Source organism: Treponema vincentii, from assembly GCF_018336815.1.
Lineage (GTDB): Bacteria > Spirochaetota > Spirochaetia > Treponematales > Treponemataceae > Treponema.
Window position 1 is genome coordinate 303242 of record NZ_CP050497.1, and the last position, 20474, is coordinate 323715.

Annotated in this window: 24 protein-coding genes, 1 tRNA gene and 2 pseudogenes; 14 read left to right on the forward strand and 13 right to left on the reverse strand. The window is 38.0% G+C overall.

The window, feature by feature from the left end; genetic code table 11:
• Positions 1-6 precede the first annotated feature (6 nt).
• Together GWP40_RS01410 and GWP40_RS01415 are read right to left on the reverse strand one after the other, a co-directional pair.
• On the reverse strand, positions 7-432 hold the full coding sequence (locus tag GWP40_RS01410; RefSeq protein ID WP_212565746.1) for a J domain-containing protein: 426 nt from the start codon (positions 430-432) through the stop codon (positions 7-9).
• Positions 432-1574: an N-acetylneuraminate synthase family protein gene (locus GWP40_RS01415; protein ID WP_212566502.1), complete on the reverse strand. Its 1143-nt coding sequence runs from the start codon at positions 1572-1574 to the stop codon at positions 432-434. Before GWP40_RS01415 ends, GWP40_RS01410 begins: the two co-directional genes overlap by 1 nt.
• Positions 1575-1920: 346 nt before the next feature.
• On the opposite strand from GWP40_RS01415, the gene dnaN reads away from it, so the two are divergent.
• Genes dnaN through GWP40_RS01430 form a run of 3 tightly spaced genes read left to right on the forward strand, consistent with a single transcriptional unit; the run spans position 1921 to position 4596 of the window.
• Positions 1921-3024, forward strand: a complete 1104-nt coding sequence (dnaN, locus tag GWP40_RS01420) for a DNA polymerase III subunit beta (protein ID WP_212565747.1) — start codon at positions 1921-1923, stop codon at positions 3022-3024.
• A 5-nt stretch (positions 3025-3029) separates the two neighbouring features.
• Entirely contained in the window at positions 3030-4106 is a 1077-nt protein-coding gene (gene recF, locus GWP40_RS01425) for a DNA replication/repair protein RecF (RefSeq protein WP_212565748.1), read from the forward strand.
• A gap of 25 nt (positions 4107-4131) precedes the next feature.
• On the forward strand, positions 4132-4596 hold the full coding sequence (locus GWP40_RS01430) for a DciA family protein (RefSeq protein WP_230974526.1): 465 nt from the start codon (positions 4132-4134) through the stop codon (positions 4594-4596).
• 10 nt (positions 4597-4606) lie between these two features.
• On the opposite strand, the gene GWP40_RS01435 is transcribed toward GWP40_RS01430, so the two are convergent.
• Positions 4607-4678: transfer RNA gene (locus GWP40_RS01435), tRNA-Gly, on the reverse strand.
• Between the two features lie 987 nt (positions 4679-5665).
• Here GWP40_RS01435 and GWP40_RS12505 point away from each other — a divergent pair.
• The 9 genes and pseudogenes from GWP40_RS12505 to vapC form a co-directional block, all read left to right on the forward strand.
• Positions 5666-6205, forward strand: a pseudogene (locus tag GWP40_RS12505) (Ig-like domain-containing protein); the annotation flags it as partial.
• 45 nt (positions 6206-6250) lie between these two features.
• Complete coding sequence (locus tag GWP40_RS12510; RefSeq protein WP_230974650.1) at positions 6251-7417, forward strand: SUMF1/EgtB/PvdO family nonheme iron enzyme; 1167 nt, start codon at positions 6251-6253, stop codon at positions 7415-7417.
• A 228-nt stretch (positions 7418-7645) separates the two neighbouring features.
• Positions 7646-7966 carry a hypothetical protein gene (locus GWP40_RS01445; protein WP_212565751.1) on the forward strand — a complete coding sequence of 107 codons (321 nt, stop codon included), beginning with the start codon at positions 7646-7648 and terminating at the stop codon, positions 7964-7966.
• A 107-nt stretch (positions 7967-8073) separates the two neighbouring features.
• Positions 8074-8196 (forward strand): annotated as a pseudogene (locus GWP40_RS13525) (formylglycine-generating enzyme family protein); the annotation flags it as partial.
• A 180-nt stretch (positions 8197-8376) separates the two neighbouring features.
• Positions 8377-8853 (forward strand): HRDC domain-containing protein, encoded by a 477-nt coding sequence (locus GWP40_RS01455; RefSeq protein ID WP_212565752.1) that lies wholly within the window; start codon positions 8377-8379, stop codon positions 8851-8853.
• Positions 8816-9796, forward strand: a complete 981-nt coding sequence (locus tag GWP40_RS01460; RefSeq protein ID WP_212565753.1) for an RNA-directed DNA polymerase — start codon at positions 8816-8818, stop codon at positions 9794-9796. Before GWP40_RS01455 ends, GWP40_RS01460 begins: the two co-directional genes overlap by 38 nt.
• 76 nt (positions 9797-9872) lie before the next feature.
• The gene (locus tag GWP40_RS01465; RefSeq protein ID WP_212565754.1) at positions 9873-10658 is read left to right on the forward strand and encodes an Rpn family recombination-promoting nuclease/putative transposase; all 786 of its coding nucleotides are present in this window, start codon (positions 9873-9875) and stop codon (positions 10656-10658) included.
• A 221-nt stretch (positions 10659-10879) separates the two neighbouring features.
• On the forward strand, positions 10880-11083 hold the full coding sequence (locus GWP40_RS01470) for a type II toxin-antitoxin system VapB family antitoxin (protein WP_212565755.1): 204 nt from the start codon (positions 10880-10882) through the stop codon (positions 11081-11083).
• Entirely contained in the window at positions 11080-11481 is a 402-nt protein-coding gene (vapC, locus tag GWP40_RS01475; RefSeq protein WP_212565756.1) for a type II toxin-antitoxin system VapC family toxin, read from the forward strand. The genes GWP40_RS01470 and vapC overlap by 4 nt, the downstream gene beginning before the upstream one ends.
• A 401-nt stretch (positions 11482-11882) precedes the next feature.
• Here vapC and efp read toward each other — a convergent pair whose 3' ends face one another.
• From efp to GWP40_RS01510, 7 genes are all read right to left on the reverse strand, one after another.
• Positions 11883-12446: an elongation factor P gene (gene efp / locus GWP40_RS01480; RefSeq protein WP_162664678.1), complete on the reverse strand. Its 564-nt coding sequence runs from the start codon at positions 12444-12446 to the stop codon at positions 11883-11885.
• Between the two features lie 253 nt (positions 12447-12699).
• Positions 12700-13137 (reverse strand): DUF2141 domain-containing protein, encoded by a 438-nt coding sequence (locus GWP40_RS01485; RefSeq protein ID WP_162664677.1) that lies wholly within the window; start codon positions 13135-13137, stop codon positions 12700-12702.
• Positions 13134-13907, reverse strand: a complete 774-nt coding sequence (locus GWP40_RS01490) for an EFR1 family ferrodoxin (protein WP_212565757.1) — start codon at positions 13905-13907, stop codon at positions 13134-13136. Before GWP40_RS01490 ends, GWP40_RS01485 begins: the two co-directional genes overlap by 4 nt.
• An 18-nt stretch (positions 13908-13925) precedes the next feature.
• On the reverse strand, positions 13926-14528 hold the full coding sequence (locus GWP40_RS01495) for a TetR/AcrR family transcriptional regulator (protein ID WP_212565758.1): 603 nt from the start codon (positions 14526-14528) through the stop codon (positions 13926-13928).
• 115 nt (positions 14529-14643) lie between these two features.
• Positions 14644-15435 carry an ABC transporter permease gene (locus tag GWP40_RS01500; protein WP_212565759.1) on the reverse strand — a complete coding sequence of 264 codons (792 nt, stop codon included), beginning with the start codon at positions 15433-15435 and terminating at the stop codon, positions 14644-14646.
• A gap of 41 nt (positions 15436-15476) precedes the next feature.
• Positions 15477-16499 (reverse strand): ABC transporter ATP-binding protein, encoded by a 1023-nt coding sequence (locus tag GWP40_RS01505; RefSeq protein WP_212565760.1) that lies wholly within the window; start codon positions 16497-16499, stop codon positions 15477-15479.
• Positions 16480-17268 (reverse strand): ABC transporter permease, encoded by a 789-nt coding sequence (locus GWP40_RS01510; protein WP_212565761.1) that lies wholly within the window; start codon positions 17266-17268, stop codon positions 16480-16482. Before GWP40_RS01510 ends, GWP40_RS01505 begins: the two co-directional genes overlap by 20 nt.
• A 181-nt stretch (positions 17269-17449) precedes the next feature.
• Here GWP40_RS01510 and GWP40_RS01515 point away from each other — a divergent pair, with 181 nt between their 5' ends.
• Positions 17450-18016, forward strand: coding sequence for a hypothetical protein (locus GWP40_RS01515; protein WP_212565762.1), 567 nt, complete (start codon positions 17450-17452; stop codon positions 18014-18016).
• Positions 18017-18045: 29 nt separating this feature from the next.
• Entirely contained in the window at positions 18046-18987 is a 942-nt protein-coding gene (locus GWP40_RS01520; protein ID WP_212565763.1) for a hypothetical protein, read from the forward strand.
• A gap of 47 nt (positions 18988-19034) precedes the next feature.
• On the opposite strand, the gene GWP40_RS01525 is transcribed toward GWP40_RS01520, so the two are convergent.
• From GWP40_RS01525 to GWP40_RS01530, 3 genes are read right to left on the reverse strand one after another with little or no spacing between them, the layout of a single operon-like run.
• The gene (locus GWP40_RS01525; protein ID WP_212565764.1) at positions 19035-19448 is read right to left on the reverse strand and encodes a DUF3784 domain-containing protein; all 414 of its coding nucleotides are present in this window, start codon (positions 19446-19448) and stop codon (positions 19035-19037) included.
• A gap of 36 nt (positions 19449-19484) precedes the next feature.
• Positions 19485-19712, reverse strand: a complete 228-nt coding sequence (locus GWP40_RS13360; protein ID WP_330997238.1) for a WCX domain-containing protein — start codon at positions 19710-19712, stop codon at positions 19485-19487.
• The gene (locus GWP40_RS01530; protein WP_230974527.1) at positions 19648-20421 is read right to left on the reverse strand and encodes a helix-turn-helix transcriptional regulator; all 774 of its coding nucleotides are present in this window, start codon (positions 20419-20421) and stop codon (positions 19648-19650) included. Before GWP40_RS01530 ends, GWP40_RS13360 begins: the two co-directional genes overlap by 65 nt.
• Between the last annotated feature and the right edge of the window lie 53 nt (positions 20422-20474).

Here is a 20474-nt window from a genome sequence, read left to right on the forward strand (position 1 = left end):
CGCAGCTCATAAACTGTCATAATCCTGAACCTTACCGGTTGAAAACCATATTTCGATACGCTTATACGAACGATTTATCCTTCTAACAATAGACGCAGCTTGTTGCCGTGCAGATTCCTCGGCAATGACATCGGGATGATATTTTTTCAACAAGTGTTTCCATGCTTTTTTGCAATAGTCAAGCGGAACACCCGGAAGCACTTGCAGAATAGCAAAATCTTCCGTTAAAGCGTCGGGGACGGGCACACGTATCGGTTCAGCCTTTTGTTCAGGTTCTTTGTACGTCCGTTTTTTAGGAACACGCCGTTCTATTTTATTTCCGGCGCTTCGGTATTTACCCTGCCGGCCTTCTACCGCTTGTTCAAAAGGATCCTCATCCGTTCCAAGCCGATCACGCAACAAACTGCCGAGCGTTTCGTAATAATCAGACATTATCGCATTTTCCTTTCTATAATATCATCAAACACGGCGCCGGAACCTCCGGTAACATCTTTTTGCAAAACCGATCCGATAAAGTAATGTAAATACTCAGGAGATTCGCCCGCAGTTAAATTCTTTTCGGTTCGTAAAACGGCAATATCGCTATTTTTCAACACGGCGCCTTTCTGTAAATCTTTTATATAATGCAGCGAACGATTCGTTTTACCGTAATTATCTTTTTCCGCAGCAGCGAGCTTTTTTTCACCATCGCCGATAATGCGCTGTAGAAAATCCTTGGAATAGCCGTAACTCTGTGCCGCCTTAAAAATATCTTCATCGGACTTACCGGTTAATTCCCTTACAGTTTTTGACATCTGCAAAAACTGCGCGGGTTCCAACGCAACAGGATCATCAAGACCGGCATCGCTGCGGGAAAGACAAATATGCTTTTCAAGAATACAGGTGCCGCTCAACAACCCCGCTATCGGAACTGCTGCAGGATCAAGAGAATGATCACTAATACCGACAGGACTGTTAAACAACATCGACAAGGATTGCAGCACAGCCGTATTATAATCCGTTTCCGGCGCAGGATACGCCGTTACACAATGAAGCAACGCCCGCATATCGGCAGGTAACCCGTTGCTTTCCAAACAGCTTATGGCACGTTCAATATCTCCAAGCCGAGAGACACCGGTCGAAAGAATAACCGGCAGTCTGAATGAAGCAACGCGCTCAAGCAGCGGAAAATGATTGAGCTCCGGCGACGCAATTTTGATAAAAGCCGGATTAAGCTGCCGCAATTCATCAGCTGAACGAAGGCCGAATGCCGAAGCGGAAAAAAGCATTCCAAGCTTATGTGCATACTGTGCCAATTCAGCGTAAAAATCAATACTGCATTCCAGCTCTCTAAAGCGTTCATAAAGAGGAATCCTTCCGGTCGGTAAATTCACAAAACCGGTATCGGGATGCAAAATTTCATCCGCATATACAATCTGAAATTTAACCGCATCGGCTCCGCTTTCTTTAGCAGCCGCTACCAACTCTTTCGCCTTTTGCAAACTGCCGTTATGCCCCGTCCCAATTTCCGCAATAATCAACACATGCTCTTGCGATGAAAATATGTTTTTTCCTACCGTAAACGCTTTTACCATACTGAGCTTAGTATAGTAAAAACCGCCAATTCTGTATATCACAAAAAATTTTCAGTAGCAGAGCTTTTCAGTCAAGCTATTTCAGTAGTCAATTCCTCATTTTCTCCACTGTTCATAACCTCTGTATAATTGATGTAAAACTTGTTTATAAGACCCATTCTATTGTGTATATCTTTTTTCAGCTGTGCATAATGATACAAATTGTGAACAATTCAAACATCATTATTCAAGCGCTAACTAACGGTTAACCAATGCTTTAACCTAAATATCAAGAAATTCACAGTGCCTACTATTACTATTACTAAATTTATAGTATAATAAAGATAACCTCTTTTTAGGAGAAATCATGAAATTTACATTTACTAAAGAAGTTTTACTAAAAGAAATGGCTATTGCTCAAGAAATCATTTCAAATAAAACAGCAATATCCATACTATCAAATGTCCTGCTCATAGCAAAAGAAGGCAGCTTAACAATCCGTGCAACCGATATAAAAGTAGCCTTTGAAACAAAAATTCCCGTCGATGTTGCCGAAGAAGGTGCAACAACCGTATTCTGTGATAAATTTACCAGCATTATCGCTTCAATGCCTTCAGGCGAAATAGAAGCGGAGCAAAAAGATCAAAAACTTATTATCCGTTCTATCAGCAAAAAAGCAAAATTCTCTCTTAAAACCATATCAGATAATGACTTTCCTCCTTTTACCGATTCCTCAAACGTTCAGTTCTTCGAAGTTCCTGCAAAAGAATTTAAGGAAATGATAACTCAAACAATTTTTGCCGTTTCCGATGATGAAACTCGTTACTTTATGAACGGTGTCTACATGGAAAAGAAAGAAAACAATCTGATTTTTGCTGCTACAGACGGTAGAAGATTGGCCTTTATCCAACATGATTTCGGTATTCCTTTACCCGACTTTAAAGGAAGTATCATTCCTCCAAAAATTCTTTCTATCGTACAACGACGATCGTCGGAAGAAGGAATGATCTCCATCGGTATAAGTGAGAAAAATATATTCTTCCGCTTTAACGCTTACAATTTTTCTTCCGTTTTAATAGACGGTCAATTCCCGAACTATGAACGAGTTATTCCCGAATCTCAAGCACATCATTTTGAAGCTCAACGTGATGATTTCTTACAGGCCTTAAAAAGAGTTGCCTTGCTTGTAGAACAAAAATCCAAGCGGATATTTTTAAAAATTTCTGCCGGTACGCTTTCCATCACCTCAAATGAAAATGAACTTGGAACTGCAAATGAAGAAATCCCCTGCAAATATGAGGGCGAAGAGATAACCATTGCATTAAACTACATGTATCTTGAAGAACCGCTCAAGGTTCTCGGTTCGGAAAATATCCGTATAGAATTTACCGATCCCATGCGCGCTATTACATTACGGCCGGAAACAGACACTCATTTCTTCCATATCATTATGCCGATGCAAATGGAGTAGTATTCGTGCCGTTTTTGTCGATCTCTCCTTATAACTTCAGGAACCTTGAAGACAAGGCAATTGACCTCTCCGCTCCTGAAGTTTTTTTAGTGGGTCAAAATGGGCAAGGTAAAACAAACCTACTGGAAGCGTTATACCTTGCCGCTTATGGAAATTCCTTTAGAACCAGAAACGAAGCGGAAATATATAAAAAAAATACGAATGAATATAGCGTCCGTGTCTTATTTAAAGAAAATGAAGAGCGGAGTCATAGAATATCAATTGTTTCAAAAGATAAAAAAAAAATCATAGAAAAAAACTTAAAGAAAATTCACGATAGAAAAGATTTCATTTCAACTATTCCTTGCATTCTTTTTTGCCATGATGATTTGGATTTTGCGACAGGATCGCCGGAACGCCGCCGTTTTTTTATCGATCAATCTCTTTCCCTCTATGACCCTTCGTATATCGATATTCTACGGAACTTTACAAAATTATTAAAATCTCGAAACCTTGTGTTAAAAGAAAAAAAGAGCGAAATACTGGATGTTATTGACGCGCAGCTTATCCCAATCGGTATACAAATTATAGAAAAACGCCGTGCACTTATTGAATCGTTCAATAAAATATTCTCTTCTTTATATGAAAATATCGGTGGGATAGATTCCGTGATGATCGATTACAGTCCTTCGTGGAAATCGACGAATTTTGATGAAGTGTTAATCTCATTAATAGAAAAACGGCAGCTTGATTTTACAATGAATACCAGTATGTCAGGACCTCATCGCGATAAGATACGCTTTATCCGTAATAAAAAGCCCTTTGTACAAACCGCTTCTATGGGGCAGCAACGCTTACTTTCTCTTGTTTTGAGAGCGGCTCAGGCATATTTTTATACGGAAAAGACGAAACGGTTGCCGGTATTGCTGATGGATGATGTTCTTTTGGAACTTGATCCTGAAAAACGAAAAAATTTTACCGAGCATTTACCTCGTTATGACCAGCTTATCTGTACATTCCTTCCAGGGGAACCGTATCAAAACTACATACGCGAAAAAAGCCGTGTGTATATTGTCTCGGAGGGCAGCTTCCGTGCAGAATGACGTAAAAAAGCTTTCTGAGTTGATTATGAGCTATCTTGATAAGGTAGGGCTTTTTGAACAATCAAAAGTATTGGAAGTATATTCATCATGGGCGTCTATTGTCGGCGAGAAGCAAGCTGCCCATTCCAAGTTGCTTGATATTAAACATCAAACGGCGCTTATTGAAGTTGATCATCCCGGCTGGAGTCAGCAGATTTTATTAAACAAGAAATATATTTTGCGAAACTTTCAAAAAAGATATCCTCAACTGGAAGTTAAAAATATTTCGGTTATTGTTTCATCGTATTATGAGACTTCTCATCAGTTTGGAAATATTGAAAATAACGATAGGACAGTTCCTGATAAGCAAAAGGCGAGTGAAAAAACTGCTGCACTCTCAATACAGCAAAAAATATCACTAGAAACTGATAATGCTATAAAAACGGAATTACCACAAGAAGTACAAAAGGCATTTGAAAGATTGAGGATGTCTATTAGCGAAAGAGATTAGAATAGAAAACAGCGGATGAGGGGAGTCGAACCCCCGTCACGAGCTTGGGAAGCTCGGGTAATAGCCGTTATACGACATCCGCAGAACTTTTAAAGAATACCATCTATCGGTATGGTACGTCAATATCTATAGTTAACATAAATTTTTTAACGATGCTTGAAGTTGAATTTCCGTACATCGTTATGCGGCGCTATTACATAGCAAGCAAAAATATGCTACACTATCCGCGGCGGTATATAGAAAATAGATATCTTTTTGCGCACTATTATCTTGCTTATTTAGTACCCAAAAACGAGTCAAGAATGTGTAATTCATAATTATGAATTATGAATTCTTAATTACAAATTGCACATTACCAATTACGAATTTTCAATTATTATTTTTCCCTTGCACTTTTCCCTTTTTGCCCTTATACTATTTCTATGCTGAGTCTTAAAACCGTATTGCCGCAGTATCAATTATCTTCTCACAACGCGCAAAAAAAGATGCAAAAGATACTTGACACGCATAAAATAAGCGGCAACACTTACTCAGCAACTCAGCAACTCAGCAACTCAGCAACTCAGCAACTCAGCAACTCAGCAACTCAGCAACTCAGCAACTCAGCAACTCAGCAACTCAGCAACTCAGCAACTCAGGCGTAGAGTCTGTCTGCGCTCTGAAAAACGGGCAGCTTTTACATTCAGACAACAACATCATTATTTCTCATCAATTTTTGCAGACGGCAAACGTACTGTTAATCTTTTCCCTATTAAACCGCAAAGAGTACCACGTATGCGGAGTCAGATAGAGGAGAACATTCCTTTCAAAACTTTAGCGTACTCTGCGTCTCTGCGGTTAATTAAAATAAAACCACTCAGCATACAAAAATCACAAAGAATCACCGGTAAATACCAAACCATATTCCAACCCCCTTAGCGTCTTCTGCGTACTTTGCGGTTAAAAAATTTAAGGAATAAACCGTTTAGCGGTTGAAAATATATAAGTGCTAGGAGGAACAAGTATGAATAAAAATAGAAGAATAAATCGGCTGTTGAGCCGGTTAGCAGTAGGATTGATGCTTGCTGCAATGGCCTTGTTTACCGGTTGTCCGAATAAGATAACGGTTAAACCGGAAACATTTGCAGTAACGTTTAGTGCCGGGGAACACGGTACGCTTAAAGCAAAGGCGGACGGCGTAACGGAAACGAATAAAAGCCCGATAAGCGTCGAAAAAGACAAAACAGTTGTGTTTACTGCGGTGCCTGAAAAGGGTTATGAAGTAGAAAAGTGGACGGTCAACGGTACTGCTGTGGCAAATAATGTAAGTACAACGTATAGCCATAAAGTAACGGCTGCCGTAACGGTAAAGGTAAGCTTTAAGGCTTTGCCGCCTTCTGCCGTCGCTGTAACGGGTGTAACGCTGGATAAGCCTACGGTAAGTCTTGTAGCAGGAACTAGTACAACACTGACTGCAACGGTTTTGCCTGCAAATGCAACAAACAAAACAGTAGCGTGGAGTTCCGATAAGCCTGCGATAGCGAGCGTTGATAAAAACGGTACAGTAACGGCACATAAAGCCGGTGAAGCAGTTATCATCGTAACAACCGAAGACGGCGGTAAAACAGCGAGCTGTAAGGTAAACGTAACAGCCAAGCCTCCGACAACATACAAGATAACCTTCAGCGTAGAAGGTGGGAACGGTACGCTTAAAGCAAAGGCGGAAGGCATAGCGGAAACAACGATCAGTCCCATAAACGTTGAGCACGACAAAACCGTAACCTTTACGGCAACGGCTGATTCGGGCTACAGGGTAAAGGGCTGGACGCGTGATGGAGAAGCCGTAAACGGCACAAACGATTCCTATTCGTTTACCGTTACAAAGGGCGTCGAGGTTAAGGTGAGCTTTGAAAGCAACAGCACACCACCTACACCGCCTGCCGACGATTTTGTAACGATAACCCCGCCTGAAGCAGGTATTATCGGAGCGGATCCGACATATTCTTTGCCGGGAACGGATGAGTATTGGAAAGGGGTATTCCGCGAAGGGCGGAAGGTAAAATTGAGCCCTTATAAGCTGGGCAAGACGGAAGTGCCGTATAAGCTGTGGAAAGAAGTATACGACTGGGCGACACAGCCTGCGAATGGATACAAGTTTGCTCATGCAGGAGTAAAAGGTAAAGACGGAAGCGGGAGCGAAGAAGAGCCGGTAACGACGGTAAGTTGGCGGGACTGCGTTGTATGGTGCAATGCGTATACCCAGAAAGAAAAAGGTGCAGACGAATGCGTTTACCGAAAAAGCGATGATCATACTACGGTATTAAAAGACGCGACTGATACAGCTGCTTGCGATGCCGCCTATGCCGATATGAGTAAAAAAGGTTTTAGACTTCCTACAGAAGCCGAATGGGAATATGCAGCTCGGTGGCAAAACGATAGCACAAATGCTGAACAATACGGAGAAGTATGGCTTATCAAACTAAACAGTGCAAGCGGAGCGAAAGGCAACTGGGAAGATGCGGAGAAAACGGGAGAAGTTGCATGGTATAGCGGTAATGCAGATAGTAAAGCGCATCCAGTTGGAACAAAGAAAGCGAATGCACTTGGCTTACACGATATGAGCGGGAACGTCTGGGAATGGTGTTTTGACCGGTATGGTAATATCGAAGCTGAAGATGTTATGGACCCGCAAGGTGCACCTGCTGCTTCCGGTTCTCCCCGCGTCCTTCGCGGTGGTGGTTGGGACTATTACGCGGTGAGCTGTGTCGTCGGTGGACGGAGCTTCATCAGCCCCGACTGCAGCTACGTCTTTCTTGGCTTTCGTGTGGCTTGTCGCCCCTAGGGTTCACACATTTTGCCTGTGAGGTTGAGCAACAACGGGCGTTGCGTAAGCCGCCCGTTGCGGCGAAACCGAAGCGGCAAAATGTGTAGGGATGGAATGTAAAACAAAAAACTACACATTTTGTGTATATAGAATGTGTAAGAATCTACCGTGCCGGTACGTATATCGTAGGGGTACGGAGAGTAAAAAATAATTTATTATAATCCGCATAATGCGAGGAGGAGAAAAATGACGAAATCATTTAGTTATGATGCAAATTTGAAGGGTGTAGTTGACATCAGTCCTGGAGGACTGGAAACAACATATCGTTTTACGGTCTATGATGCGCAAAAAAAGCAGAGCGGAAAAATATCGATAACGTGCAATAATTTTGAGATGTTGAATCAAAATGAACTTGACAACCTGAATGCCGCTATCGAAAACTGTGATGGCAGCTTTGACGACTGGTGGACAAAATACAAAGACCTTGGAGATATGGATCGGTTAGATATGGCTACTCGTCTTATCCCTTGTGCAATTGCAGAATTTAAAACTATGCAGCAAAAGTAGGATGGTAAGGCATTATCCTAAATACAGATCGTAGTAATGACACTATGAATGCGAAATAGTCGGAGTGTTAAACGGTAGGGACTTAACAGAGGTGCTCCGGTTCTAACCGCGTCAAACGCGGAGGTAGTTGGAACAATAACGCGAAGAACTGTGTCGTCGGTAAACGGAACAACAACAACCCCGACAACAGCAACGACAATCTTGGCTTTCGTGTGGCTTGTCGCCCCTAGAGCTCACACAAACGGTGTGAACCGTCCCTATCGTGTACGGTTAAAAAATGCACAATGATGTATATTTTTTAACGACTGTACGAAGGAAGAGTGCTCTCCTTACGTAAGTACCGTATCTGAAATATCGGAATTAGGAAAGCTTAAGGAGAGTTTTTTAACGGTTTTAATGAGAGTAAAAAGATGCAATTTAAATTATTTGTTATACCGATTTCCAATTGCGAACAAGCGGTTGCCGAAATGAATGCTTTTTTACGCGGGCATAAAATTATCGCCGTTACCAAAGAATTTGTCGCAACGGGAGAAAATAGTTTTTATTCAATCATTGCCGAATACATAGACACTTCTTTTGCGCCTGCTGCCGATAAAGGAAAAGCTTCGGTAGACTATAAAGAAGTATTAAAGCCCGAAGTTTTTGAACTGTTTTCTTACTTGCGGGATGAACGGAAAAAACTGGCTGAGCAAGCAGGTATACCTGTCTATGCCGTAGTAACAAATGCGCAGCTTGCGCAAATAGCGGAAAAGAAACCGCAGACAATATCTGCTTTGGCTCAAATTGAAGGTGTCGGGCAGGGTAAGTGCGAAAAATTCGGAGAGTCGTTTCTAAAAGCGATACAAGACTATGAAAAGAAGCGGCAAGCTGTACCGGCACATAGCTGAGTGGGACAATCTGCTCATTGCCTTTTATAATGCAGCTCGTGGTAAACGGCTCAAGCCGGATGTAGCTTTATATGAAAAAAATCTATACGAAAATCTAAAAACCTTACAAACTCATCTTATCAACCAAACTATTCCGCTCGGCAATTACCGGTTTTTTAAAATATATGACCCGAAAGAGCGGCTTATCTGTGCAGCTCCGTTTGAGGAGCGAGTACTGCATCACGCTATTATCAATATCACTGGACTGGTGTTTGAGCGGCTTCAAATATACGACAGTTATGCCTGCAGAAAAGGTAAGGGGACAAACGCCGCATTACTGCGCGCGTTATATTTTACCAAACATTATCCTTATTTCCTCAAGCTTGATATGAAAAAGTATTTCGACTCCATTTCACACAGTAAACTTACGGCATTGTTGGCAGCTAAGTTTAAAGACAAAACTTTGCTCAACTTATTTGACAGACTGCTGGCTTCCTATTGTGTAACGGAAGGACGCGGTCTCCCAATCGGTAATTTAACAAGCCAATATTTTGCAAATTTTTATCTTGGAGTTTTTGATCACTATGCAAAAGAAAAGATGCAGGTAAAAGGCTATGTCCGGTATATGGATGACGTGTTACTCTTTGCCGATACGATGGAAGAAATAAAAACTATGCTGCATACAGCAAAGCGTTTTTTAGAAGATGAATTGCTTTTAACCTTAAAAGAAGAAAACATCGGCAAAACTGCAAGCGGCGTTCCATTTCTGGGCTTTTTACTCAAGCCGAAAGGGATATATCTTGCGCAAAAGAAGAAGAAACGTCTTAAAAAACGCATTAAAGAATACCGCTACAAGCTTGAAAGCGGCGAATGGGACGAAGCAGAATATGCCCTGCATATTACGCCCGTGTTGGCGCATGTTGCAATCGGCCGCTGCAGGAAGTTTTGCAATAGGATTTTGTAATTAAAAAACTCAAATTTTTTCGATTTTCTTTAGCCATTTTACTCCAAAAGTCGCATAAGGATGCTAGGAGATGTGAATGACGAGAAAACCTTTTGAAGAACTAACTATTTCCGATGATTTTATGTTCTGCAAAGTCATGGAGCATGAACATATTTGTAAAGAATTTCTTGAACTGCTCTTTAGCGCCGAAATCGAGAAAATCACGTATTTATCGTCCCAAAATAGTATTACAACTAATTCCGGTGCAAAAACCGTCCGCCTTGATGTATTGGTAAAAAACGAAGCCGGTACATCCTATGATATTGAGATGCAAGTTGCTAACCAAAATAATCTTCCAAAACGAATGAGATACTATCAGGCTGCCCTTGATATTTCGTTCCTTGATCAGGGATATTCTTATAAGACGTTAAACGATAGTTTTATTATTTTTATTTGCTTGTTTGATCCTATAGGAAAGAATAGAGCTATTTACACGTTTGAAAACATTTGTGTGGAAGATAAAACCATACCCTTACAGGATGGGATAAAAAAGATTATACTGAATGCAAATGCATTTAACACAACTGATAATAAATATCTACAAGGCTTTTTACAATATGTAAAAACCGGTAAGATAACAACGGACTATACGGGGAGGATAGAACAGATGATACAGACGGTAAAACAGAACGAGTTAGCACGGAGAGAATACCATATTTTACCGGCAGCTCTTATGGACGCCTTTGATGAAGGGGAAGCCAAAGGTTCCCGCCAAAAAGCGCTTGAGACTGCAAAGAATCTTTTTCAATTTGGGTTATCCGTTGAAAATATTGCAAAAGCGACAGGGCTTTCCAAAGCAGAGGTCGAAGCGCTTGAAAAATAAACTGTAAAGACTGTATATGATTGAGCAATATTGACTTACGGGAGGTCAGGGATTTCGCATTTAAATTATAAAGTTATATCCTGTAATGACTTATATGTTTTGTGTTTTTATTATATTTTATACTCAAGTTATTATCATACAATGATTTAGGTAATTATAATGCAGAATCCCTAGGGGGCAAAACAATATATGTGTATTACAATGTGTATTGTGAGGTGTATATGAGAACAAATATCGTATTGAATGATGCGCTTGTAGCCGAAGCTTTTAAATATTCTGCAAATATTCATACAAAAAAAGAATTAGTTGAAACTGCATTACAAGAATATATTCAAAATCGAAAAGTAAAAGACATTAGAGATTTAAAAGGTAAAATAGCTTTTTATGAAAATTATGATTATAAAGAAATGCGGATCGGAAAATGATTTTAGTTGATACCTCTGTTATTATTAATTATTTGAAAGATCAAAAAACTGAAGCTGTTGAACACTTTGAAGATATTCTTGATAAAAGTTTGCCGTATGGAATTAATACATTTATTTATCAAGAAGTTTTACAAGGAGCGAAAACAGACAAAGAATATAATATTTTAAAAGAGTATTTTGAAACCATTCCTTTATATCATTTAAAATACGGTAAAGAATCTTATGAACAAGCTGTACTGATAAATATTAGGTGTAGAGAAAAAGACATTACCATTAGAAGTACGATAGATTTGTTAATAGCAGAAACAGCAATAGAAAATGATTTATATTTACTGCATGATGACAATGATTTTATAAATATGGCAAAGGTAATAAAAGAGTTAAAATTATATGAATAGGGCATCTCTAAAAACTCGGTTAGATTTTTAGAGATGCCCGACGAGTTTTGATTTAAGTCTTTGTAATTGAATGACTTAAATCAAAACATCGCAAATTAAGTCTATGGTAAACCTCTAAAAACTGAAGTTTTTAGAGGTTCCCAACAGCTGCTTTCTTTCAATTCTGTATAAAATGTTTCACGTGAAACATTCAAGAAAAGCATTTTTAAAAGCGATTAAATATATAGTATAAATCAATAACCTTGGCGTAAGACATCAGGGAATAACCAACAACCCCAATGCTCGCGTCAGTGTATTAAATCCTCCGCACGAATAAATTTTCTGTAAAAAGAAAAAGCCCCTCAAATATGTGAAGGGCTTTTCGTTAAAGTGTTGATTAAAACTGCTGATTTTGAAAGTAGTTATGAGTTGATACGTTCTTGATATTCATTTGATTCAGTGTTGACCAATATTTTTTCGCCCTGTTTAATAAAGAGCGGAACACGAACTACAAGGCCTGTTTCTGTTGTGATGGGCTTTGTTGCTCCTGAAACGGTATCGCCCTTTACATAGTTTTCGCTTTCTGCAACTTCAAACACCATTTTTGCCGGAATTTTTACATCGATAGGGTTGCCTTCCCAAATAAGGATTTCGTATTCATCACCTTCCCGCAGATAATATTTTTTATCATTTATGATGTCTGAAGGAACCGAAATTTGATCATAGCTTTCGGTGTCCATAAAGAGGTAGCTTTCCCCGTCTTCATATTGATACTGTCCTTTGTGTGTATCTACTGTTGCGTCTTCTACCGTATCGGCTGTTTTTATTGTTTGAGTTAAAACAGCTCCATCTTTTAAATTCTTCATCTTAACACGTGCAAACGCAGCTCCCTTTCCGGGATTTACAAATTCCCGTTCGACCACTAAATACGGACTACCTTTGTGTAATAACACCGTGCCTTTTGCAATATCGCCGCCTCTAATCATATTTCACCTCATATAAAATAAATTGGTATTTCAAAAACTGCGTGAAGGAAAGTTCAAAAAGTGATAATTTAAAAGGGTTTTCTTTTCTGAACTGTCTGAAATTTTATAAATCGTTATTGTATAATGATTTATTTAATAAACAGACTTGTTTCACAAATAATCTTTTTGAATATACCGAATGAAAAATCATATCAGTTTTTTTTAACTTATACAAGATTCGTATATCAACTTCGTATTGAATAAAAAGCGATATTTAATTCAGTTTAACCAAAGGGATCTTTATTGTCATTGCATCTCCTATAAAAACTTTATGTTTTTTGAAATTTCCAGGGAAGCCTTTTCCGTTATAATTACTGAATCCGAACGGCTCTTTTGGTATACCTATTGCATTTGTGTTTAATTTTCCATCGTTGTTGATATCATGGTAAACACAAAAAGCGTAATCACCGCTTTTTAGTTGTATGTGATAAACCGCTTTTTCTTTATATGCCGTTAGCTTGACGGTTTGATATGGAAGCCGTTTGTTGAAACTTTCAGCCGAATTATGAATACTTATAACTAACGTTCCCGAATCTTCTGTTATATCGGTGATGACGATTTCTACGTCATAAAGCGTTTCGTTCTGCGTTGTTTGGGAATACACCAAACCGAGAAACGTCATACAGAAAAATATAGTAAATATTTTTTTCATAGTATATCTTCCTTTATATAATTTTCAAAACGACACTGTTCGAATACATCCGTACCTATAAGTGTGATCGCCTTTGCGGGACAGTTGTTTATGCACCGGTAACATATCGTGCAGTTTCCGGGATAAAATACAGCTTTATTGTTTTCGATATATAATGATTTTGAAGGGCAATTTGCCGCGCATATTCCGCAGCCGATGCAGCGCTCCATTCGGACATTGAGTCGTTCGCTCAGTTTTTTTGCATGTCGTTTAAACCATAGGCGTTGTCCGAACAGACCTACAATTCTGTGTAAAAAAGATAAACCGTTTTTTGGGTATATTCCGTGTTTTATACATTCCGCCGTTTGTATAATCTTTTTTTGCGCTGCCGATATGAGTGTGGTATTTTCATCCGGCTTTTTTTTCAATAGTTTTACATCGGCAATACAGTCCGGCATACGTATGTGTAGACCTCCTATAATGACGGCTCCGTATTTTTGAAGCAGCCGTGCTGCAATGCCCGCTCCATCGCCGCTGAAAAGTCCCATCGTCGCAATAACAAAAACGTGCTTTCCGCAAAACATATCGGCATGTTCAAAAATAAATGTTTTTACAATACGCGGAATATCGCTAAAATAAATGGGGTAACCCAGTGCAATTTCATTCGATATGCGTAAGACTTCGAGCGCTTCGGGTGCTTCTATACTGACAGCTTTGCCATTTGTCGTTTTTGTCAATACTTCCATGCAATATTTTGTATTGCCCGTTCCACTGAAATAAATTCCGTTCATATACTATTCCATGTGCTGTTATTTTAAAAAGGACGGTTCAAGCAAATCCATAAAATCGGTGATTTTTTCTTTCCAGTTTTTGTCGTAGTGGACATTTTTCATTGTTGCCAACGCAGTAAGTCCGTGTATAAAAGCCCATATTGTTATTACAATGTCGTTTTGCTTTTCCTTCAGATATTGTTTTTCCTTGAGTAATGAAAGAACACTGTTTTTATACAGAATAAAAGGACTATAATTTTCCTCATCCGGCATAGATAAGGTTAAATCCACCTTTATGTCGGATTTGGAATATAAAAATTGAAAATAGGCGGGATTTTCAATAAAAAAAGAAATATATGCTATTCCCAGATTTTTTAGCAATTCCGCAGGAGCTTTATTTTCACTGATAGCCGTTTCGAGTGCTTTTGAAAAACGCTTGGTGATATGCAGCTGCATTGCATTAAGTAATTCTTCTTTGTTGTGAAAATGACTGTAGGGAGCAGCATGGCTGACTTTGCAAGCTGCGGCAGCTTTTCTTAGCGAAAAAGATTGCAAGCCTTCGGTATTGACGATTTCGATACCCTTTTCAATTAATAGATTTTTTAGATCCTTGCGATGATACGGCAGATTCGATTCACACATAAACACCTTCCTCTCTAATCTTGACATTGTTAAGATGATAGCTAAAAATCTTTACAATGTCAAGATTAGAGTATCAATATTGAAGAGATATATGATAAATTGTTCCTGAAATCCGCTATCCCCCATAGGCAGAATAGACTTTCATTCCTCTTTTCCACACCGTTCTACACGATATACCAAGGATTGTTATCCAGCCGAATGCTTTGCATAAAGAAAAGAGAGCAGTATGTATCGGCATATCATCAAGTAAAAGACTTACCGGAATATGCGAAATAAAGGCAAAGGGGAGGTTTTTTAAAAAGGTAAATACGGATTTTGGTAAAAGGACGAGCGGGAAAATAATACCGGCGGAAATATTTTTAAGTACCCGTATTGAGGTATACAGTGAAGAAACTCGAGAAAAATAAAAACTATAGAGCGCTATCAAAAAATCAATTAAAAAGTTGATAAGATACCCTGTAACTAAAAAAGCTGCAAAAAAGACAATCTTCCATACGGACAAGATAAATATAAAATATCCGTGCAACACAAAATATAAAACCGTAATCGGAAGGGCATTCATAACAATAAAAACAAAACGATACGGTAAATCGACGGCAAGTTGATACAATGCATAGTTATACGGTTTTATCAGATACTGATTGAGAGAGCCGAGTCTTATATCATCTGAAATTTTGAATACGGAAGTCGTCGAAGTAATATTGTATGTAATTAATGTTAAAAAGTAATACGACACTATTCCGCTTGCTTCGAGAGGAATGGTGCTGTTCTGAGCAGTAACGGCAAGCCACAATAAGACATTAACGGTAAAAGGAACGAGCGAAAACAAAAATCCGGAAATAAAATTAGCACGGTATTCCAATTGGTTTGCTAAGCTTATCTTAAAAATTTTATAATAGGTATTCATAATTTTTTCCTATAGTGAATTAAAAATAGTGTCTTAAAAAATCACTCATCTGGCTTGTACAATTTTCTGATGACATCTTCCATGGATATATTTTCAATGGTAATATCGCTTAAATCTTCAATAAACTCATTGGAAATATTTTTTAGTATATCTAAACTTTCAGTTGAATCCGCAGAAATTTTTATCGTATCGTCAGCTGTTTTTTCTGCAGTGCCGACTCCTTTTTGTTGAAGCATAGTTATTATTTTTTCAGCTGCCGGAAATTTTAATTTGAGGATAAAATATTTTTGATTGAGAAAGGTGTTTTTAAAATTAATAAAAGAATCCGAGTATATCTTTTCTCCGTTATTTATCAAAATCAATTCGCTGCAAAGGGAAACAATATCGTTAAAATTATGACTTGTTAATATAAGCGTCGCATGATACGTACTGCAATAGTGCTTTAAAAAATCCCGTATGTTGTATTGCGTAATGACATCAAGGCCTATTGTAGGTTCATCAAGAAAAATGAGTTTCGGTTTATGAATTAAAGCCGCTATCAATTCCATCTTCATCCGTTCCCCCAACGACAGCCGTCTCACCTGAACATTTACCTGTTTTTCTACACCGAGTATTTCAATCATTGTGTAAAGTGTTTTTTGATACTCGGCCTCTTCAATTTCATAAATTGTTTTATTAAGTTCAAAAGAATCGATGGCAGGTAGATCCCACCAAAGTTGACTTTTATTCCCCATCACCATCGAAATTTGCCGCAGATACTCTTTTTTCTTTTCAAAGGGATTATAATGCAAAACATTCAGATTTCCTGTCGTCGGAAGTATTAAACCGGATAGCATTTTAAGGGTCGTCGTTTTTCCCGCGCCGTTTAAACCGATTAACCCTGTTATCGAGCCATGATTAATTTGAAAAGAAAGATTTTTTACCGCAGGCTTATATAATTTTTCACGTTTAAACAAGTTTTTAATACTACCTTTCAGCCCTGCCTCTTTTTTATAATACGTATAACTTTTGCAAATATTTTCTGCAACAATAATCTTTTCGCTTCTAACTGCCTGATCCGACATAACGCTTTACTCCTTTTTTAAAAATAAAATTTGATAATAACAAAAATAGTACATTTAAGATAAAAGCATAGAAAATAGCGCGTACAGATAATTGTTTAACGATGAACAGAACAGGGAAATTAAAGCAAACAAACAAGGGAATAACAAAGGTTAGAATTTTTTGAATCACTTTCGGATATATTTGCATCGGTTTATTTCCAATAGTAATTAATTCCGAGCCTATCCCCATAACAATATCCATCCGCATAAACCAAAAGGCAAGACTCATCAATATAAACATAATCGAATAAATTAAAAAAAGGCCATTCAGTGAAAGCAGAATATACATCACGCCTTTTAAGGGTGTGATAGGGATATTCAATTGTATAAGGCAATATATCAAACCAATAGTGTTGATTGCGATGTTTTTTATTTGTGGAATGTCGAATGCATGGCATGAAATATTAAAGCGCGGATTTAACGGTTTTAATAATATAAAATCCAAGGTGCCGGTATTGATCATTTCGGGCAGTCTTTTTAATCCCGGTACTATCGCAAAAGTAAACACAGAGTCCGTCAAGCCGCCCTGAAAAGTCAACATCAGTATTTGATATTTATCCCACCCGTTTATCGTGTTGGTATGAATAAAAATCGTGTCTATAAAAATGATATACATAAACAGCCACACCAGCTCAAAAGTTCCGCCGCTTATAAAATCAAACTTATATTCCAGTAGATTCATAAGGGAACCTTTAAAATAGGCTTTTAATAGTAGAAGATATCTTTTCATCAAACAGTGTATCCTATCCGCCTAAAATAAGTTATAATGGACACTATCACAGCACGGCGACAGCTATATGTCGTAATTGGATAAAAAACTTCTGAGAAATTCTTCAGTAAGGGAAATTTCTGTTATGGGAGAATACTGCAAAGTGTGTTATAATAAACATAAGATATTACGGAGAAAAACTATGTTTAATATGAAAAAGAACATCACATTGATTATGTTAAGCATTGCACTTTTTACGGGCTTTAATTCTCTGCTTTTTGCAGAAAAAAATAAGGAGAATTCTATGTCCTATGTAGGAAAATGGGTATTTCATTCAATTATGAGTATGGATGAAAGCGGCAGAACTACGTTCCTTAATTCCGAGGAGTATCTAAACACGTTGCCTGATTTCATCGATAAAAATAATGCAACAGCAGTCGAAGAAGAACGACGCGAGAGAAAGACTAGAATAGACTCTGTGCTGGAAATTTGTGAAGACGGTATGATTTATATGCTTATGTCGATTCCTGATAATGTACCTCAAGAAAAAATTGATAAAGCCGTCGAAGCGGGGGTAATTACGCTCCGTCATGGTATGATGATGCTTGGTAAACCTCAGCCTTGGGAAGACAGGAACGGTGAGTTATGGGTACAAATCGGAACGGTTGATTTTTTTGACGGTCAAGGCCAAAAACCTAATTGGGAAAAATGTGTTATCGAAAACGGTCTATTGACATTTGTTACGACCCGTTACAAAAAAGCCGAGTAATCAGGCTTGCAATATGGAGTTAACACAATATGAATAGAAAAATTATATCGATTATTTTCACTCTTGCCGTTTTAACTGCAGGAGCTTCCGCTCTTTTTGCAGAGGAACCTGTAACGATCAAAACGCTCTTTAAACTCTTACCTGAAAAAGCATTAAAGCCTGTTTTTGATAATTTTAACTTGGATACGGCAAACAGGGATTCGTACATTGAGGTCTGCGATGAGAAAAACCGGTATTTGAGCCTTAAAAGCAAATACGGTTTTGAAATGTGTTATTGGGATGTAAAAGGCGGTAAAAAACTTATTTTGGTAAGTTACGACGGTGCCGGTTCTGAAGGCTTTTATCTTTACAATAAAGGCAAAATTTCCGAAACGGATGATTTCGGCATAAAAACCGTAAAAGAACAGATCAAAAAAAGCCCTGCATTTCAAGGTATGAATGATTTGATACGTTTTTATCCGCTGCGGGACAACACTTCGCTTGCGGTAATGATAAACCAACTTGATTGTATGATTTTTAAGTGGAAAAATGAAAAATTTGTCCGCATTAGCGACTATGTGCTAAAAGAAACCGATGATGAAGCAGATGTTTACAGTATATTATTGAGCGGTTTTGTAAAAGCTCTTAATGCCCATGATGCGGCTTCTTGTTTGCAGTATATTAAACCTGAATATATCGCATTCCAATGTATGGATATGTTCCAAGGACGGGCTGAACAATTCATTTGTAAACTTATTGCAGGCCAAACTGAAAACATTGGCTACATTGCACCGAATAGGCTGGAAGATATAAAAAAGGCAACCTACAGCTTAAATCCTAATGCACCCGATAGCAAGCCTGACTTTATGATTATTATTGAACTTATCGACGGGCGTACCTACACCTATTTTCCCAAGGTTGAAAATATTGAAGAAGCTGAAATATATGGGCTGCCAATTCAATATCTTTATCTTGTCGGAGTGATGGAATAAAAAAGGAACCGCTATCTGTCGTAATTGGATAAAAAAATTACATTTTTTTATAAAAGTTTTTTTAACAGCTTCAAGAAAGCCGGTATTAATGATGCTATCATAACAACATTGTAAATAATGAAAACCGGAAGAATTTTACGAATATTTTTTTTATTAAATACCAACATAGCTATACCTAGCATAAACAAAATAATTGCCACATAGCAAAACATTATTAGCTCTTTCATTGGTAAAGAGAGGTTAGCAAAATAAAACAATATCATTACAATTGCAGCTAATAACGCAAAAAAATATAATAGTATACCTAACTGATTTGCGACCGATTCAATATCATATTGTGCCTTTTCTTCATCCGGCATAGTATTGTACCCTGCTATTAAGTCGTATGCTTTTAATTCTCTAATTATAATACCGCCGCCGGCGAATGAAAGGAACATTAATACTAAAATAATATATAACATAAAGCACCTCCGAGCACTCTAGTGTGTTCATTCATTTCATAAACAAAATTGAGCATTATCATAATTAGCTAAAAAACTTTTTGCTGTTTTTACAAGTTCCGCTTGATAATCTTTAGGAGATACGACGGTAACTGCATTCCCGAAGCTGAGGAGTAAGGCTTTCCATAACCGTTCTTTTGCAGGAACACGGATATGGGTTTTATATTTTTGAGACGGCAGCGTTTCGATAACGGAGTCGGGAAAATACTCTTCGATGAGTGGAATTTCCGTTTCGGAAAAAAACGATTTCTATATCAATGCAGGTCTTGTAATACGCAAGTTCGGCTTCTCTCATCCTCTGCTGTATATCGCTGTGATTTGCAGCGGCAGTTTCTTTTGATATGGCAAGCGTTTGAATCCGTGCAACTTTAAAAGTTCGATACTCTTTTGTTTCTTTAAGGTATGTAAACAAATACCACGCATACCATTTGTAATGAATGGCAAGCGGTTCCGCACAAATATGCGAACTTTTTCCTTCTGAATTACGGTAATCGAATACGATATATTTTTTATCGCTTATAGCTTTTTCCAACAGCAGATTGAAATCTTGTACTTTTTTATTTTCTTTTGTAACACTAAAATCCCAAAAGACTTTTTGCCCGTCTCCTTTTTCGATAATTGCATTGTATTTTTTGATTAAAGAGTTTAAGCTCTCGTTTGTGTATGACGTTGCAAGGCTTTCCAACGCATTGACAATGATCTGCTGTTCGCTGTTTTTGACGGTGAGATTCTTTATTTTATAATGTTCTAAAACGGCATAACCGCCGTACCTTCCGCCTAATGTATACACCGGTATACCGGCTTCAGCGATACTCGCCATATCACGCTGAATAGTCCTCACCGATACATTAAAATACTCGGCTAAGTATTTTGCAGAGACTTTTTCATGATTTAATAAATAGATAATTGTTTCAAGAAGCCGTTCCAGTTTCATAGTGTGAATACTTAATTGTATATAACAAAAGCATATATCAATCAAGGTAAAAA